Here is a 17,455-nt window from a genome sequence, read left to right as displayed (position 1 = left end):
TTAGCTCATATCATTTTTGGAGTACTTAAAAGCAAGCAACCTTTTAATGAAAATTTTGCTTGCCTTTAAAGACAGTATCTACTTCACTTACTTCATGTGGTGAATGAATGGAATACAAAGAATTGCTTGGATGGTTTTTACCGGTTCGTTGGGAACCACACCCGGCGGTAACTTATCTATGCCGCCGGATAACTCGATCGGGCTAAGAGAAGGTTAGACCAGCAACGTCCTGCACTTTATCAGGTTGTTGAATCGGAAGCTGAAGTCGCTGCTTAAGTAAAACCAAGTCTGTTGTTCTTACTGCACATAAAGCGGTAATACCCGCCAAATCATTAACAGCGGTTGCCCGGTCACCTCCAGGGGATGCTAAGCCCCCGGACTCGCTCGGAAGACGCCTGCCGCCGATAGCAAAATCAGATCCTAAACCTGAAATTCCTGCATCCCATTTCATCAATAACTCATTTTGTAAATTATAAAAATTTAAAGAGCGAGTCAAGATCTTATCGGTAAAACTTGGCACCGGATAAAATGAGCGGGTAGGGTGGCAGTACTCGTGGCGAACATGAGCCGGCAAATTCTGTTGCACACCGCCAATGACTTTAGACCAGTGCGCCTTTCTCTGTTCCCAATTCCAGCCGTTAAAACAAAAAACATAAATTTTAAGCGCCTTAATGAGTGGCTGAAAATCAAAGTGCTCTTTTTGTTCCTCGGCTTGCTTTAACAAGTCCTTTCTGATTTCCTCTCCCTGTTCGGTTTGAGGAAGACAATCGATCATCATAGTGTACATGTGAGTATCCATAGCCCATAAAGCATATTGAAATGCAGTACCTGAAAAGGATACTCCAGTTATGTCTTGAAAAGAACTAAACGGTCTGTACTTTAACAGTTCAATATTTTTTCTGATAATGACTTCCGCTTCATTTTGTCTGCCATGCCCAACATGCTCGAATAATTGCAATGCCTGTGCGGCTATCCAGGCTTGGTTGTATTCCTCTGTTTTTTCAGGCCCAGGCTGACATGATGCCTCATCACGGATAAGCCCGAATAAGGTCAATTGCAGTTTGGGTTTGATGTCTTTGGATATTCTGTCTTCTGTTGCCGCCATGATGGGATACCGGGACTATTTATGTTTTTTGTATTATACAGTTACTTGCTGGCAAATGTACACTAGTTTGATGGTTTTTAGGGCAATATGATGAAACAATAAGAATATACAAGCCTTGATGCAGCGCAGCGTAATCAAGGTTTTAAGTGAACCGGGCATGGTGTGATTGTCGCCGGTGTACGTCCTCAAAACTGTTCATCAGCTGCAAGCAAAGGTATCCATTGTGAGGCGAAATCAGAAAATTAATTTGAGGAGCGAAATAAATAAACCTTGATTTCGCTATCGCTGCATCAAGGCTACCTGGGCTTATAGAGAGTGCAATTCATCAGACAGGATTAGTGTGGATATTTATTTGAGCTGCAATGAAAACTACACTCTTGAATCGATTTTGTAGCCTTGATGCAGCGCAGCGTAATCAAGGTTTTAAGTGCACAGGGCATGGTGTTATTTTCGCAGGTTAACGTCTTCAAACCCGTTCATCAGCTGCGAGAAAGGAATCCATGAGATCTTCATAAAAATCAACAGAGTAGTCTTATGTTGAATGCTCAGAGTTGAAATGGGTAAATAGAACCCAATTTTAATATTTGGGTTAATTCATCGAGTGCCTGCAGGCTTTCATTCATCAACTGGGGATCGGCAAGATCCTGCGCTGATAACTCCGTTCTGTAGTGTTTTATAACCCATTGCTCCAAAACATGTAACAGCTCTTCGTTGATGAGTATTCCTTGATGCATGGCATCAATTTCGTACTCGTTTAATGGAACACGTAATCTGAGACAGGCCGGGCCACCACCATTTCGCATGCTTTGTTTCAAATCCAGGTATTGTACTGCATTAACTGGATTGCTTGAATCGCTTATTATGCCATCAATACAGCCTTTTACTTTAGGATTATGTTCACACTCAGCAGGCGCTATCAACATCATGTTTTTTTGATCAGGGAGGGTTATGAGTTGTGAATTAAATAAATAGGAGTTTACCGCATCCTCAACACTAATCGTTTTTCGTGAAACCTCTATTAAAGTTAGAGGAAAATCAGCTTTTGCATTTAACGTCGCAAGCACTTCATCCCGGTTTAAAAAAGCATCCTCATGAAAAAGAAATACTGACTCATTCGCAACAGCAATTACATCATTATGGAATACACCTTGATCAACTGCACCTGGATTTTGACAAGCAAAAACCACTCGTTCAGCAGATAGCATATGGGCTCGGGCTATTGCTTCTGAAGCTTCTCGTGTTTGACGTGCTGGATATTTGGTTGGTTCAGGAGCATTCTTTGCGCACGTCAATGCTTGTTTACCATAAACAAAAAGATTTATTCCTTTGTGGGCATGGTTTTTACATAAACGATTATGATTAGCCGCACCCTCATCGCCCATCACTGTGGAGCGAGGCAATACAGGATGATGAATGAAGTATTCGGTATCTGCAAAAATAAAGTGGAGCATTTTTTGGGAGAATTCTGCTTCCTGATGGCGGTGTAAATTACTGACTAAATTAGCTGCCGTGAAGTGTACTTTTCCATCCAGGGTATCTGTACTGGCTGAAACTGTAGCTGCATTAGCAGACCACATACTTGACGCTGAATAACAGGCACTCAGTAGTTGGGGTGCAGATTTGCTTGCTTTAGTTATTTGTTCTGATGGCGATCCGCTAAATCCCAATTGATAAAGCAGTTCCAGATTAGGGCGTTGATGGGGAGGCAGTAGGGCCTGTTTTAAACCCATACGATGCAACAAACGCATTTTAGCTAATCCTTGAAGAGCAGCTGCCTGAGGATTAGAGGTGCTTAAGGCATTAGTTGTAGAGGCAATATTGCCTGCAGAAAGCCCCGCATAATGATGGGTAGGTCCAACCAGTCCATCCATGTTTAATTCGTATACATTCATAGCTATTATTCCAAAACGATGCCGGGTAACAGTTGAGCCGGTGTGGATAAAACAGGTTGCTCCATACTTGCCACAGGATAAGCGCAATAATCGGCTGCAAAATAGGCACTTGGCCTATGATTCCCGCTTCGTCCAACACCGCCAAAAGGAAGACTGCTTGCCGCACCGGTTGTAGGTCTGTTCCAGTTAATCAAACCGGCTCGAACTTTTTGATAAAAATGCTTATAATGCGCCTCACTGTCACTAAATAATCCTGCAGCAAGACCATAACGTGTTTGATTGGCACGTTCTATTGCTTCATCAAAACTGCTGTAGCGGTATATTTGAATCAAAGGAGCAAAAACTTCTTCATCTGGCGGGTTTGGGACACGAGTCATGTCTATGATCCCTGGAGTTAAAAGACCGGTGTATTCAGCCATGAGTCCCATAGCTACTAAAGATTCACCACCAACCCCGATGAGCTGGTCTTGGGCATGTAAATGTTTTAGTGCCTGGACATGGCTTATTACTGGCCCCATAAACGGCTCGGGTTGAGTATCAAAAGGGCCTGTTTTTACTGATTTTGAGGCGTGAATCAAGCGCTGCAAAAACTCGTCACCCCGGTGGCTATTGGGAATCATCACCCGTCTTGCACAGGTACATCGTTGCCCTGCAGTAATAAATGCGGAAAGAATGGTGTTATAAACTGCCGCATTTATATCGTTGACTTCGTCAATAATCAAAGGATTATTTCCGCCCATTTCAAGTGCAAGAATCACTTCTGGTCTGTCTGCGAATTGTTGATGAATACGTCTTCCTGTTGAATAACTTCCTGTAAAATACACACCTTGAATGTCCTGAGCAAGTAGTGTCGCACCGCAGTGATAATCACCTTGTAAACAATTAATGACCCCGGAGGGGATGCCGCTGTCATGCCAACATTGCATGACCAGTTCCGCAACGGCAGGGGTCTGTTCGCTTGGCTTGTACAGAATGGTATTTCCAGCAAGCAAGGCGGGCACTATGTGCCCATTGCTTAAATGAGCTGGAAAATTGAATGCCCCCAGGACCACAACCACACCTTGTGGTTTGAATCGCAACCAGGCATTTGCTTCGGCTGTGGATGTATGCTTCTCGCCGGTTCTTTCTTGATAAGCCTGGATCGATATATTAATTTTTCCCAAGACGGCAGTGACTTCAGTTTGCGATTCCCATAGAGGTTTACCTGTTTCCAGACTGATTAAGCGAGCAAGCCGGTCACGATTTTTTTCAATGTGTTGGGCAAATGCTTTGGTGTATTGCGCACGCTGTTCAAAGGATGTTTCAGACCAGTCAGAAAGTGCATTGCGAGCAGCATGACTGGCAGCAGTAATATCGCTTTCAGTGGCGCTGGTTCCTTGCCAAAGCAGGGTTCCATACGATGGATTAACGGACTCAAGAGTAGTCCCCTTTCCTTTTTCCCAAACCCCGTTGATATACTGACCTTTACCTGACATGATAGCTTCTGTAGACATCTTATTTCCTTATGACAATGGTGGAGCCTCATGGATTCTTATAGGAGAAATGCGCAGACTGTCACCACATGTTACTTTGAGTAAATGTGCCGTTTTTTTGCTGATAATACAGGTGTTTTCCTGTTCATTAAATACCGCATAATTAATCGTTGAGCGAAAATCCATTTGTGTGTTTGCCAGCAAATATTCGTTACTGCTAACCTCATCACTCAGACTTTTAATAACCATGATACGACTGAGCGCTATGGTTTTAATTTCGTTTACAGGTGCCTCTATAGTTGGTCCCGCATCAAAAATATCCACATAGTTGTTATAACGAAATCCTTCTTTTAATAAAATATTCATTGCAGGCACAGTGGATTGATGCGGTTTGCCAATAACTGCTTGGGCAGTTTCGGACAGCAGTTTGACATAGACAGGATTTCGAGGCATCAGATCAGCGATGAATTGCTTGTTCGTTGCCAGTGTGAGCCGGTCGGCTTCAGCAAAGGGCATATGAAAAAAATGAGCGCCAATATTATCCCAAAAAGGGGAAATACCATGTTCGTCAGAAATTCCCCGCATTTCAGCAATAACCATAGACGCAAAGCGTGAAGGATTATGTGCCATGAATAAAAAACGTCCTTTGGAGAGCAGTAGTCCGTTATTATTTTTTCTGTATTCAGGGTCGAGAAAAAGGGTGCATATTTCACTTCGTCCCTGATTATCATTTACCAGGCTCAATACCTCATAATCACTTCTTATACCCAGTGAATGGCAAATTCGAGTTCGTTTGGACAATTTGTAGGAGTAAAACGGTGTTTCATGTCCCGTTTTTGCCTCAATGGCAGATGTTCCAACTATTTTTTGGCTTTCTTGATCTTCCAGCACAAAAAGATAGTATTCGTTTGCTGGTTTGGTCACCTGTTTTGCATAGGAATCACAAGACCATTCAAGTCGTTTTTTTAGTAGCTCTTTATTTTTGGGCAGGGTCGTCATCCCTATACCGCTTTTTTCTGCCAGTTCGTGAATGGCATCCAGATCCGATTCACGAACGCTGCGAAATAGCATCATTTTTTTAGATCCTCTAAACCGCCTTGTGCCAAATCCGTCAAGAGTAAAGCACTAAGAGCCGCACGTTCTGATAAACTATCAAGCAATATGTATTCTTCGGCGCTGTGTATGTTTCCACCTCTAACGCCCAGGGTATCCAGAACCGCTAAACCGTGGTGAGCCAGATTATTGCCATCGCAACAGCCGCCACTGTCTTTCCAGTCTATGGATAATCCCAATTCTTTGCCTATAAGTTGCACTCGAGCAAACAAACGTTCTGTAGCCTGGCAAATGCGTTTCACTGGTCTGCCAAATCCGCCATGAACAGTCAGTGAATAGTCTGTTCTTTTCATCCTATTGATTAGTTGAGTGAGTTGATCCCTTACCCAAAATTCATCTTCTGCGAGACTTATACGAATATCGAGCTGAGCAACTGCTTTATCAGGAACCACGTTTAAGGCTTCACCACCGGCTATTTTACCGACATTTATAGTCACCCCATCACGCAGACCGTTCAGCGAATGAATAGCGGTAACGGCTTCTGCCAAATAACAAATAGCGTTTCGTCCTTCATCAAAAGCTCGGCCTGCGTGTGCTGCTTTACCCGTAGCAACAAGAGTTAATTTTCCACTTCCCTTGCGGTTTTTTGCCAGTGTTCCTGTTGCGGTCATTGCTGGTTCATAGACAAGTGCCGCTTGATAGTTTGGTGCCAATTCAGCAAAAAGAGCACTTGATGCAGGGGAGCCTATTTCTTCATCGGAATTAATCAGGACATCCCAGCCGAGTTGTGAAGCGGCGTCTGTTTGTTCGAATGCGGATAGGGCGTGCAGCATGACAATCAACCCTCCTTTCATATCCGCAACCCCAGGCCCATTCACGTAATTATCGTTAATGTAGGTGAGTTTTTGAAAGGGGTTGTTTGCCGCATAAACAGTATCCATATGACCGCTAAGCAGTATGCGGCGTTTTAAATGCGGTCGTTTGCTGATAAGTAATGCATCGCCACAGTGTTGCGTTGTGGCACAACCATTCATGTTAATTACAGAGAGCGGACTCATTTTTTTTTGGTGTATGGTATCGGCAACAGGTTCATAGGCATGATGCAGGGCATTTGTCATCACCTTGAGTCCTTCCAGATTGGTTGTACCTGAATTAATTTCGCAGAATTGGTGGAGTTGATCCACCATGGTTTTTTGGTTGGAACGTACAGTATCGATTAATTCTCTATAGTGATTTACCATGACATACGACTCTAAAACTAAAGGCTAAACAATAGCTTAATTGACACTGTATAGTCAAACAAGCCACACGATTAAACAGGGTTAGGAGAAAAGATGTTTGCCTCCAGTTCTTCTTCATATGATGAATCATCATTTTCTGAGTCGTGTTCAATGCGTTGTATCTCAAGTTGTTTTATTTTTGGGTTCTCGTTTGAGGAACTTAATCCAGAAGACCCCATAAAACTCAAAGAGAAATTGGGTTTAATTTGCTTTGCCTGATTGAAATAGCGTTGGGATTGAGTTTGTGCTTTGGTTAGCGAGAGTATCATAAGGTTTCGTGTATCCTCTTCTTTTTTTATTCGGGCATCTAAAGAGGGAATAGTTGTTTTTTCCATGGTGGTTATTTCGTGACCATTCCGTTCCATTCTTTTTGTATTGAGATTTATCGTCAACTCGTTCGTTTTTATTGCCGATTGATTTAAATGGGCTTTAATCTTGTAAACCAGGGCGGCTATTCCTATACCCAATGTGGCGCAGCATAACGAGGCAGGGGATAGGGCAAACAGACAATAGAGCAGGATTGGTGGAAGAAACTGAGGCATTATGCCACTGACCGTAAGAATCAGAGGAATACAAAAAAGGCAGGTTAGGGTTGTCAGCAATAATGCGGGCTTACTGAGACGAGCACGCAATTTATTGTTTTTATCCAGGGTTAAAAACAATTCCTTGTTTTCTGATGATAATTTTTGATTCGTAGCGCATAGAACGGGGTTATTATCTATTAATGCGTTCAGCCTGGATTTTAATTTCGCTAATCGGCTTATCTGCGAGCTTATTAGTTTTTTTTTAAGTTCCAAACTGGTTGCTGTAGTTTGGGCCGTGTGTTCAAATTCCATATGCTTTTTAATCAATTTGATGATGGTGTTTAGGGCATTTACTTCGGGTAAGGTAAGGTGGGGCGAAGTATTTTTGTTTAAATTCTTTTGTAGCTCCTCGAGAAAAGAGGGGAAGTTTATTTGTTCTGCATCGTTAATTAACTCGGCACATTTTTTTTCAAGCGCTTCATGCTGTGCTTTTAAACTTTTCATAAGTAAGCTGCGATTTTTCCCTGATAACGTTTTTTCTATACCTTCACCAGAATTGCTATAACCTATAGTCGCTTGAGCACGCATGTTTCTTTGGTTCTGGTGAATTTTACGAATGTCGCTGTGTTCTTCAATTTCTCGCAGCCGGATTTGCTTGCGATGTTGTTCCTTTAATAATTTTTTAATTTTTAATTCATAATCGGTTAATGCCTTTCTGATTTTTTCTATGGATCGGTTGTGTTCGTTTAGCGATGATTGCGATTTACCTTTTATTGTCGATACTTTTTGTGACACTTTAACCTGCGGTGGTGCTTCCATAAGTCTGTTTAGCTTGCGGTGCAGTAAGCCAATCTCTGTTTCGCAGGTGCTGATTTGGGTTGGAATATGATTTAATTCACGAGTCAGGCGTTTTTTTTCTTCATCTTCTTTTGTTTCTTCTGATTGTTCCTGTTTTTTTTGTTGCTCATCTTCACTGAGTTGATTTTTATGAGCCTGGGTTTCCAATGCTTTTCGAACCGCATCATTACTTTTTTCTTTTGTTTCAGTGAGAATAGCAACAATAGAGGCATGTACTTGAGGCACTGGGGCTTTTGCCAGAATCAGTTTTCTTAAATCCGAAAAATCAGGTTTATTGGTTGATAAATATGAATTAACCTGCTCTGTAACGAGCTCAGGTATATTGAAGTTGGTCAAAAGCATAATCACTCCAGATTATCATTTTGATCGATGTTAGAGTAAATCAATAACTCAAGCAATCGGTACTATGCTTTGGTGTTCTGCGAAATTATGGAGTTGCTCACAAAGTTGTTCGCGCTCTGCAATAAAAAAGCCGCTTTTGGCAAGAGACATACCTTTGGTAATGAGTTCTTTTGAAAAGCCAAGAGAAGGAACATAAAGCAATAAGCCTAACAAGGTTTGCATCAAGCCTGCGACTATGCGCAGGATGGGGTAATTTAATTTCAGTTCGTTAGAAAGATTGATGTATTCTTTAAGTGACTCTTCAGTTGGTGGTGAGCGGAGTAATTGCGATGTTCTCGCTACTACTTCAAGTAAAAGCCTTTGCCCATTTACTTTTTGGTTATAGAGCTGATGGATTTGTTCAAGAAGTTTCAGTCCTGATTTTTTTAAATTTTCCTGGTCTGTTGGTAAATTACGCAGCTGTTGTTTGCATTGTTGAATTCGCAAGTTAATTAGACCGTCAACTCGAGTATGAGGGCAATTCATATCTCTCCAGAAAATTAACCATGAAAGGCGGTTATCTTCTATAAAAGTTTTGTAGTTAGCTTGTACCAGGCAGTCTATGGCGTTCCAGATTATTTTACGATGAAAATTCATGCCTCTGGCTTTTACATTAGCCGCAGCACTTTCTAAAGCACGCTCAAACTCCTCTTTTTTAATTGGGTTTTGAGTCTTTATGGATTTGACCAGATTATAGTAAGTTGATGAAACGGTACCCCTGTCTATTGCGTCTCGGCAAGAGAAATTGTAACCAATTGATGTGTTTTCAGGGCTGAGTGTCCTGATGATGTAGTCGGTCAGTTCGTATTTGGTGAAATGCAACCATATGGCCTGTTTTTGGGCGGTGGTGAGCAGGTCTGTTTCAATGAAGCCCATGTATGCAAAACTGTTGGTCAACAGTTTTTTTAAAATTTCCGTTTGGTTCTGATCTTCTGTAAAGAGTATGGAGCGGAGAGCTGGGCTTAATTTAAAATCGGATACGCCGCTTTTATGTTTCTTACCTTCAGCAACATCCAGTAGCTCATTAAAAACAGAAGAGTATTCCAGTTGATCATCGTGCTTTTTATATAAATCCACATCCATTAATGCGTGGCTTGCAGGAAGTGTAATAATCGCAATTTTGTATTTGGGATTATCTTCCAGTTTATGAAGCTCAAGACTGAATTGTTTTTCGTTATATCCAGGAATATCCAAAATCTTGAATCTATCCAATCCAAGATTATTAAAATAGACATGGCAAATGGGTTGTTTTTCTGGGTATTTGCTCGCATTTATTTCCAACCAACGTAAAAATAATGGGCTGATGCGCACACTTCCTTTATGGCGTTGTGCTTGAGTACTAAAGCGGTACTCTGTATTCTTTTGGTTGATATTATAGGAAAAATGCCGGATTGATGGCAGATTAGTATCCAACTGAGGCTTAAAATTAGGTGTAAATAGAGTCGAAAAACGATTCCACATACTTTCAGCTTTAGTAGGGGTTAACTGGTTTACCGAATTTTTTTCTTTTTTTGCCAGAGTTCTTGCAATTTCATTACCTATATCCAGTTGGCTCGGTCTTATTTTTGCGCCGATTTTGTTTATCCATGGCCCATTTTCGAGAATATGATTGTCATTATGATAAATTTTGAAAATGAGAGAATCCAATTCTCTGGTGTTATTGGAACCTGAATTTCTGTATGCCGCATCAATTTCATCTTCGAGATAGGTGAGAATAAACGAATACAAATTTCCATAAGCAAAAGAGGCATTATATGGCTCATCAACTTTAGCTAAAGCCGCCAATCGAGGTAAACTACGGATCACGTTTTCAGACAAGAAAGGGCGAAGCTCACAAAGATAAGCATAACAGTTAAGATTATGCAGCATATCACTGGATGGAGTGTGTTCGGTCAACAAATCAGTACTCACAATATACAAAGCCCAATATTTGCATTGATTGTAACAAAATACAGCTTCTTATGATAGGTATTTGTTCAACTGGCACGATATAAAAATCCTGCCTGCAAGGCTAAATATCCCCATCCTGGGCTTTATACAGTATAGGGTTGGCATGACCTGGAAATAGTTCTAGTGAACAGGACATGAAGACTTTATAATTTAGCACTCTTGAGAAGACATGAGTTTTAATATGAGTTATCACGTTCTTTTGGATGGGTGTCATCCGGAGTGGCTTACCATTTTAAATACCGCAATTAAGGTGATGGACAAAAATTATCTGGATGAGTTGCTTAATGACACTTCATGGCTACCGGGCATCATGAACCTTTTTTCAGCGTTTAGTCTTCCTCTTTCCAAAACGGACTATATTCTTTTTGGTGAATCGCCGTACCCTCGCATTGAATCTGCGAATGGTTATGCATTTTGGGATAATTCAGTACATGAACTCTGGAGTAATAATGGTTTGGCTAAATCGGTGAATAAAGCCACTTCCTTGAGAAACATGCTTAAAATGTTGTTAATTGCACGAGGCGTATTGCAAGATGACACGTCGCAACAGGCTATAGCTCAAGTAGAAAAGGAACATTTGATCCGAACAGCCAATGATCTTTTTAGAGGTATGATGAATAAAGGGATATTATTACTCAATGCCTGCCCCGTGTACCTCGAAGGCAAAGTACCTTATCACGCTCGATACTGGTTTCCTTTCATGAAGTGCTTATTGGAGCAAATAAAGTTGCTAAAACCATCAGTTAAGTTAATCTTGTTAGGTAAGATTGCCAACATGATTCCGCAGGATATACTATCTGTAGGTCTTAAGGCAGAACATCCATATAACATCAGTTTCATCACGAATCAGCATGTTATTGATTTTTTTAAACCACTGGACTTATTGGCATATGACAAATAGTGAATCCACAATAGATAAACAGGAACTGCAAAAATTTGCTCAACATTCAGCGCATTGGTGGGATACCGAAGGCCCTCTCAAAACATTACATGATATCAATAGCACCCGGCTTGAATTTATTTCCGATTGCGTCAATCTGACTGGTGTTCGTGTGCTTGATGTGGGATGCGGTGGGGGAATACTGTCTGAATCCATGGCAAAAAAACAAGCAGATGTCACAGGAGTTGATGCAGAAATTGAAGTGATTAAGGCCGCAGAACTCCATGCCCAAAATCAGGGTTTACCCTTGCGTTATTTGTGTACGCCTATAGAAGAGTATAAAGATGATCCCTTTGATGTGATAACGTGTATGGAACTTTTGGAGCACGTTCCCCAACCAGAACACATACTTCAACAGTGCAACAGGTTACTAAAAAAAGAGGGTTTGTTGTTTTTATCAACGATTAATCGCTCTCCAAAAGCCTATGCTACTGCAATTATTGCTGCTGAATATTTATTGAAACTTTTGCCAAGACAAACTCACGATTATGATAAATTTATAAGACCCAGTGAGCTTGCATCCATGGCTCGTGCTTGTGGATTTACTTTAATTGATTTAAAAGGGATTAACTATAATCCCATTACCAGAGTAGCCTCTTTGTGTACGGATGTTTCGGTGAATTATCTGATGGCTTTACGAAAAGAATCATAAAAAAGTTATTTGATTCTGTTTGAGTAACTCCCAACGTACTAAATAGAACTTACCAAGTTTTCCCCTCTCCACCGTGCGTAGCATGGTGGAGAGGGGGTTAAACAGTGTTGCGAAGCGACCTGATTTTGATATGAATTATTCCGTTTCTTTCTTTTTGGTGTAGCGTTCCTGAAAACGTTGATGGGCGTATTTAGCCTGATCAGGTGTAACTACATCAATTTCATTACCGTAAATATCAATTCGAGCTGCACCTGCTTTTTGACAATTAAGATAAGCTGGTGACGCACTGTAATAACTTAGGGCTTCTCTAAGCGATTTTTTACTAAAGGGTGGAGAATCCAGTCGTTCATAAAAATCTATAATATCGTCAAAGATTCCTATTTTAAGCGGTTTTACCTGATTTCCTTTTTTAAAAAAAGCATGAGGAAAATGTTCAATAAGCCAATCAATAATTTGCAGCTTATCTTTTCTCACTTGATTTATCTGCTGGTTCATAATTCTACCCGGATACATTCTAACTTGAATAAACTAACACAACTTACAGCATAATCAAGCCTCTCATACTGTCTTTTACAGATAAATGCAGTTACTTATTGATATTAAGGTGCTTTTGTTATGAGATTAATTGCTCTATTTCGTGTAAGAAATTTCTCAATTCAAATAGAGACAATGTCAATTTATTTGACACTATATAACTTGGTTTAATCGTAACTCTATGTATTAAATGATTTTTTTGTGAAAGCGTGATACTGTCTTTTGCCTGGCAAACGAAGAAAAGGCTTGGAAACGTCCTTGCGATATAGATCATCGATTGCTAAATTATACACATGGCTTGTAAGGATATAAGTCAATCAAAAGGATTTGTAATCAGATGGATCTGATATGTCAGGATGACTTTAAGAACGGGATGTTCTTATACGGATGACTGCGAAAAGCCAGGGCTTGCCCTGGCTTTATTTTTTTAGGCTACCAGATATCCAGAATGTGATAAGAATTTTTTATCTGGATAATAAGCAAATACTACAGAGCCATTTTTTATGGTATTGATCACCGGTTTTGCCAAAGTCTGAGCTATGGCAGGGCATCCCCAGGACAAACCAGCACGTCCTGATTTTTTGATAAAGTCAGGTTCTACGTACCAGGCACCATGGATCACAACACGTCTGTTGTATGCGTTATCATTAAAGCCTCTATCCAGACCCTGTAAATTTAATGAATACCCCTTATGGCCAACATATGTATCTTTGGTAATATAAGTTCCAAGACTGGATTGTTTGCTTGATTCTCTATTGGAGAAATGGTTCGCAACAACTCCTGAATTTTTTCCATGTGCTACGTAGGTATTATACAAAAGCTTTTCATTTCTTAAGTCGAAAACCCACATGCGCTGTTTGTTAGATGGCAGTGAATAATCAATCACGGTAAGAACTGGTTTTTTAACATTACCTCTTTTGCTTGCATTTTTGTAAGCAGTTAAGGCAAGCTTTAAAACATTTCGGTTTAGCTTGGGCGCTTTTGAACCCAGGTGCTGAACTTGAGTATTCAAATCGGTTCCAGGTTTCGCAAATGAAGGGACGCTGGAAGTAATATTGCTTGTCAATATGACGGTTGAGATTAGAGTAAATAATGTATTCATACTGCTCCTTTCTTCTTGTTAAATCACCGTTATTGGTCATTAAAAAGGTGGTGATTATATATACAAATGCCCCATTTGTAAAATCATAAGATCTTTCCTTGCCCAAAAAGAAATAAAGTTATTCAATTCAATAAGTTACGATGTGGTGAAATAAATTAATTGTATTATTTGTGTCCAGTTAGATTGTTTTTAATGCAAATTTGAGTGGTTTTTAACTACCAAAAAGATGCAAATCAATCCTTTTTGTTTGTTTTTTAATCTATGTTTTGGTGCTTAATCAGCAATTTTAAACTGTATTAGACACTATCAAAGGCATGTAATCCATATTAATTTTTAACAATTTCATTTCCTTTGGATTGGTTCTGCACTAAGATTGTTCGCAGAAATTGATTACCTGAATTCGGAGAATATTATGCTGGAAAAGCAGTCCATTAATGTGCCTGAAGGTTTGCGAGCTGCCATTAATAAAGCTTATCGTGCTGATGAGCTTTCTTTAATTACAGAACTTTGTGATAAAGCAGCGTTGGAGCCTGAACAACAGATTGCTATTCGTGCAAGTGCTATGAAATTGGTAGAGACTGTTAGGTCGGAAAGAAAAAAAAGCACAGGCATCGATTCTTTTCTTACAGAATATGCGTTATCAAGTGATGAAGGTATTGCTTTGATGTGTCTGGCTGAAGCCTTATTACGAGTTCCTGATAATGCAACCATAGATAATTTGATCAAAGACAAGCTTTCAGGAGGAGATTGGAGCGCTCATCGAGGGCAAAGTGATTCTTTTTTTGTTAATGCCACCACTTGGGCTTTGATGTTGACTGGTAAGGTTTTAACACCTGAAAAAGCAGAAAATATACTGACAAAAGCCTTAATGAAAGTAGTAAACCGCAGCAGTGAAGCAGTAGTCAGAACTGCAGTAGAAAAAGCAATGCGTATCATGAGCAAGCAGTTTGTTATGGGGCGTACGATAAACGAAGCGCTAACCAGAGCAAAGAAAAAAGAAGCTAAAGGATATTGTTATTCCTACGATATGTTGGGTGAAGCGGCTTTAACATCTGCAGATGCCCTGCGTTATTTTGATGCTTATAAAAAAGCGATAGAGTCCATTGGTCAACAGGTTGATAAAAACGCAAATCTCTATCAGCGAGCAGGCATTTCCATTAAATTATCTGCCATCCATCCCCGCTATAACGAGTCTCAATATGAACGGGTTATGGAAGAATTACCACCTCGACTGCTTGTATTGTCTCGCATGGCAAAAGACTATGGTATTGCGCTTACGGTTGATGCAGAGGAATCAGAACGCCTGGATTTATCTTTGGATGTTATAGAAAAAGTATTCAAAGATAACAGTCTGGATGGTTGGGATGGTTTTGGACTTGCTGTTCAATCGTATCAAAAAAGAGCATTTTATGTTCTGGATTGGGTTGCCGCTCTGGCGCGAAGCAAAAATCGCCGAATGATGGTGCGATTAATCAAAGGTGCTTACTGGGATAGCGAAATTAAAAAAACGCAAATGCAAGGATTATCCGAGTATCCTGTTTTTACTCGTAAGGTATTTACTGATGTATCGTTTCAGGCTTGCGCTAAAAAACTATTAACCATGACAGATGCAATTTATCCCCAGTTTGCTACACATAATGCCTATTCTGTTGCGATGATTTTGAATATTGTAGGAGAGTACCGAGATTTTGAATTTCAATGTTTGCATGGAATGGGAAATGAACTCTATGAGCAAGTAGTGCCACAGGAGTATTACGGCATTACATGTCGAATCTATGCTCCTGTAGGAAGTCATGAGGATTTGCTTCCTTATTTGGTTCGTCGTTTACTGGAAAATGGAGCGAATTCTTCTTTTGTTAACCGGATTGTTGATGATAATGCACCCATTAGCGATTTGGTAGACGATCCGGTTTCTAAAACCAGGTCTTTGTTACATAGCATCAATAAAAACATCCCTTTACCTGAACATTTATTTTTACCAACACGCAAGAATTCAAAAGGATTTGATTTTAGCAATCGGTATGAGCGGGCTTTGCTACAGCAGGAATTATCTCGACTGGATTTGAATCAATGGAGGGCAGGGCCTATTGTAGGTGGTAAAATGTCCTGTGATGATCAACAGACAGTTACTTCACCCCAGCAGCCATCAAGACCTGTTGGCAATGTTCAACTTGCCAGTTTGGATGACGTTGAACAGGCTCTGGTTCAGGCTGAGTCAGCCTTTCCTTTGTGGAGCAAAACCCCAGTTGGAGAGCGTGCTGCATGTTTGAGTCGGTTTGCTGATTTGCTGCAAGCGAATATGATGGAATTTTTATCTTTAGCCTGCCTTGAAGCGGGAAAAACTTGGAATGATGGTGTTGCCGAAGTACGTGAGGCTATAGATTTTTGCCGATATTATGCTCATATGGCTCAGCAGTTGATGGCAGAGCCAACAAGACTTCATGGTTATACCGGTGAGATTAATGAACTCAGTTTACATCCCAGAGGAACCATTCTGTGTATCAGCCCCTGGAATTTTCCTTTGGCAATTTTTACCGGCCAGGTGGTTGCCGGTTTGGTAACGGGTAATTGCGTTATAGCCAAACCAGCGGAACAAACGCCTTTGATTGCGGCTTATGCCGTGAAACTGATGCATCAGGCTGGAATTCCAGCAGGAGCCGTTCAGTTACTACCCGGAGCTGGTGAGACCATAGGTGCGGCTCTGGTTGCTGATAAACGTATTAAAGCAGTTTTGTTTACCGGATCAACGGATACGGCCAATCTGATTAATCGGACTCTGGCAATGCGTGGTGGGGAAATAATCCCACTTATTGCAGAAACCGGGGGACAAAATGCCATGCTGGTTGATTCATCAGCCTTGTTAGAGCAGGTTGTTGTTGATGCAGTAGTTTCTGCTTTTGGTAGTGCAGGCCAACGTTGCTCTGCTTTGCGTGTTTTGTTTGTTCAGGAAGAAGTGTATCCACGAACCATAGAATTACTAAAAGGGGCTATGGCGGAACTGGTTGTTGGTGATCCTTGCTGGCTGACAACGGATATTGGTCCTGTAATTGATCACGATGCGTTATCGTCATTGACCAACCATGTTGAACAGATGAAAAAGAAGTATGAAATTCTGTATCAATGCAAATTAGGTGATGAGTGCGAATCGGGATATTTTATGCCCCCAACAGCTATTGCTATTGATCATATTAATGCTCTGGAAAAAGAGGTCTTTGGCCCTGTATTGCATGTGATTCAATTTAAAAGAAAAAACCTGGATCAGGTTATTCATCAAATCAATCAGACCGGTTTTGGTTTAACTTTAGGGATCCACAGTCGCATCAACGAAACGGTAGAATACATTCGCCAACGTGTTCATGCCGGAAATTGTTATGTCAATCGAAACATGATAGGTGCTGTAGTAGGCTTGCAGCCCTTCGGTGGTGAAGGGTTATCTGGAACAGGGCCTAAAGCTGGTGGACCTAACTACCTTGTTCGTTTATGTCATGAAAGAACCTACACGGTAGACACTACCGCTGCTGGAGGAAATGCCAGTTTGATGTCCTTACCCGAGGATATTTGACCCTTTAATGACTTTATTAAATCCATCAGACAGGAGAAGAACGATCAAAAAGCAATTGATATTTTATTATCCATATAAAATCCATTTGAGTTAATTTTGATCATAGTGTATAGTGCGTGGCTTTTGGGGTAATCTGAATGCCACACTTAT

Annotated in this window: 12 protein-coding genes; 3 read left to right on the top strand and 9 right to left on the bottom strand. The window is 40.6% G+C overall.

Features of this window, described 5'->3' with window-relative positions; translation table 11 throughout:
• Positions 1–202 precede the first annotated feature (202 nt).
• The 7 genes from Lwor_RS07510 to Lwor_RS07480 all read right to left on the bottom strand — a co-directional run bounded on the left by Lwor_RS07510 (position 203) and on the right by Lwor_RS07480 (position 10,476).
• On the bottom strand, positions 203–1,105 hold the full coding sequence (locus tag Lwor_RS07510) for a hypothetical protein (protein ID WP_058493259.1): 903 nt from the start codon (positions 1,103–1,105) through the stop codon (positions 203–205).
• A gap of 545 nt (positions 1,106–1,650) precedes the next feature.
• Positions 1,651–2,997: an N-succinylarginine dihydrolase gene (gene astB, locus Lwor_RS07505; RefSeq protein ID WP_058493258.1), complete on the bottom strand. Its 1,347-nt coding sequence runs from the start codon at positions 2,995–2,997 to the stop codon at positions 1,651–1,653.
• Between the two features lie 5 nt (positions 2,998–3,002).
• On the bottom strand, positions 3,003–4,490 hold the full coding sequence (gene astD / locus Lwor_RS07500; RefSeq protein ID WP_058493257.1) for a succinylglutamate-semialdehyde dehydrogenase: 1,488 nt from the start codon (positions 4,488–4,490) through the stop codon (positions 3,003–3,005).
• Positions 4,491–4,499: 9 nt separating this feature from the next.
• On the bottom strand, positions 4,500–5,543 hold the full coding sequence (gene astA, locus Lwor_RS07495; protein ID WP_058493256.1) for an arginine N-succinyltransferase: 1,044 nt from the start codon (positions 5,541–5,543) through the stop codon (positions 4,500–4,502).
• The gene (locus Lwor_RS07490; protein ID WP_083501591.1) at positions 5,540–6,763 is read right to left on the bottom strand and encodes a hydrolase; all 1,224 of its coding nucleotides are present in this window, start codon (positions 6,761–6,763) and stop codon (positions 5,540–5,542) included. Before Lwor_RS07490 ends, astA begins: the two co-directional genes overlap by 4 nt.
• A 71-nt stretch (positions 6,764–6,834) precedes the next feature.
• Complete coding sequence (gene legC3 / locus Lwor_RS07485) at positions 6,835–8,526, bottom strand: Dot/Icm T4SS effector LegC3/PpeA (RefSeq protein ID WP_058493255.1); 1,692 nt, start codon at positions 8,524–8,526, stop codon at positions 6,835–6,837.
• Between the two features lie 48 nt (positions 8,527–8,574).
• Entirely contained in the window at positions 8,575–10,476 is a 1,902-nt protein-coding gene (locus tag Lwor_RS07480; RefSeq protein ID WP_058493254.1) for a hypothetical protein, read from the bottom strand.
• Between the two features lie 208 nt (positions 10,477–10,684).
• On the opposite strand from Lwor_RS07480, the gene Lwor_RS07475 reads away from it, so the two are divergent.
• Entirely contained in the window at positions 10,685–11,416 is a 732-nt protein-coding gene (locus tag Lwor_RS07475; protein ID WP_238584633.1) for a uracil-DNA glycosylase family protein, read from the top strand.
• Positions 11,406–12,107 (top strand): bifunctional 2-polyprenyl-6-hydroxyphenol methylase/3-demethylubiquinol 3-O-methyltransferase UbiG, encoded by a 702-nt coding sequence (gene ubiG, locus Lwor_RS07470; protein ID WP_058493252.1) that lies wholly within the window; start codon positions 11,406–11,408, stop codon positions 12,105–12,107. Before Lwor_RS07475 ends, ubiG begins: the two co-directional genes overlap by 11 nt.
• A gap of 135 nt (positions 12,108–12,242) precedes the next feature.
• On the opposite strand, the gene Lwor_RS07465 is transcribed toward ubiG, so the two are convergent.
• Both Lwor_RS07465 and Lwor_RS07460 read right to left on the bottom strand, forming a co-directional pair.
• A complete protein-coding gene (locus tag Lwor_RS07465) occupies positions 12,243–12,602 on the bottom strand; it encodes a ProQ/FINO family protein (RefSeq protein WP_058493251.1) in 360 nt (119 codons plus the stop codon).
• A 466-nt stretch (positions 12,603–13,068) separates the two neighbouring features.
• A complete protein-coding gene (locus Lwor_RS07460) occupies positions 13,069–13,743 on the bottom strand; it encodes a murein L,D-transpeptidase catalytic domain family protein (protein ID WP_058493250.1) in 675 nt (224 codons plus the stop codon).
• A gap of 412 nt (positions 13,744–14,155) precedes the next feature.
• On the opposite strand from Lwor_RS07460, the gene putA reads away from it, so the two are divergent.
• A complete protein-coding gene (gene putA / locus Lwor_RS07455; protein ID WP_058493249.1) occupies positions 14,156–17,305 on the top strand; it encodes a bifunctional proline dehydrogenase/L-glutamate gamma-semialdehyde dehydrogenase PutA in 3,150 nt (1,049 codons plus the stop codon).
• The last annotated feature ends 150 nt before the right edge of the window (positions 17,306–17,455 follow it).

This window comes from Legionella worsleiensis (assembly GCF_001467535.1).
Taxonomy (GTDB): Bacteria; Pseudomonadota; Gammaproteobacteria; order Legionellales; family Legionellaceae; genus Legionella; species Legionella worsleiensis.
Note: the sequence above shows the minus strand (reverse complement) of the source record. Positions and strands in the feature narration are given on the sequence as shown.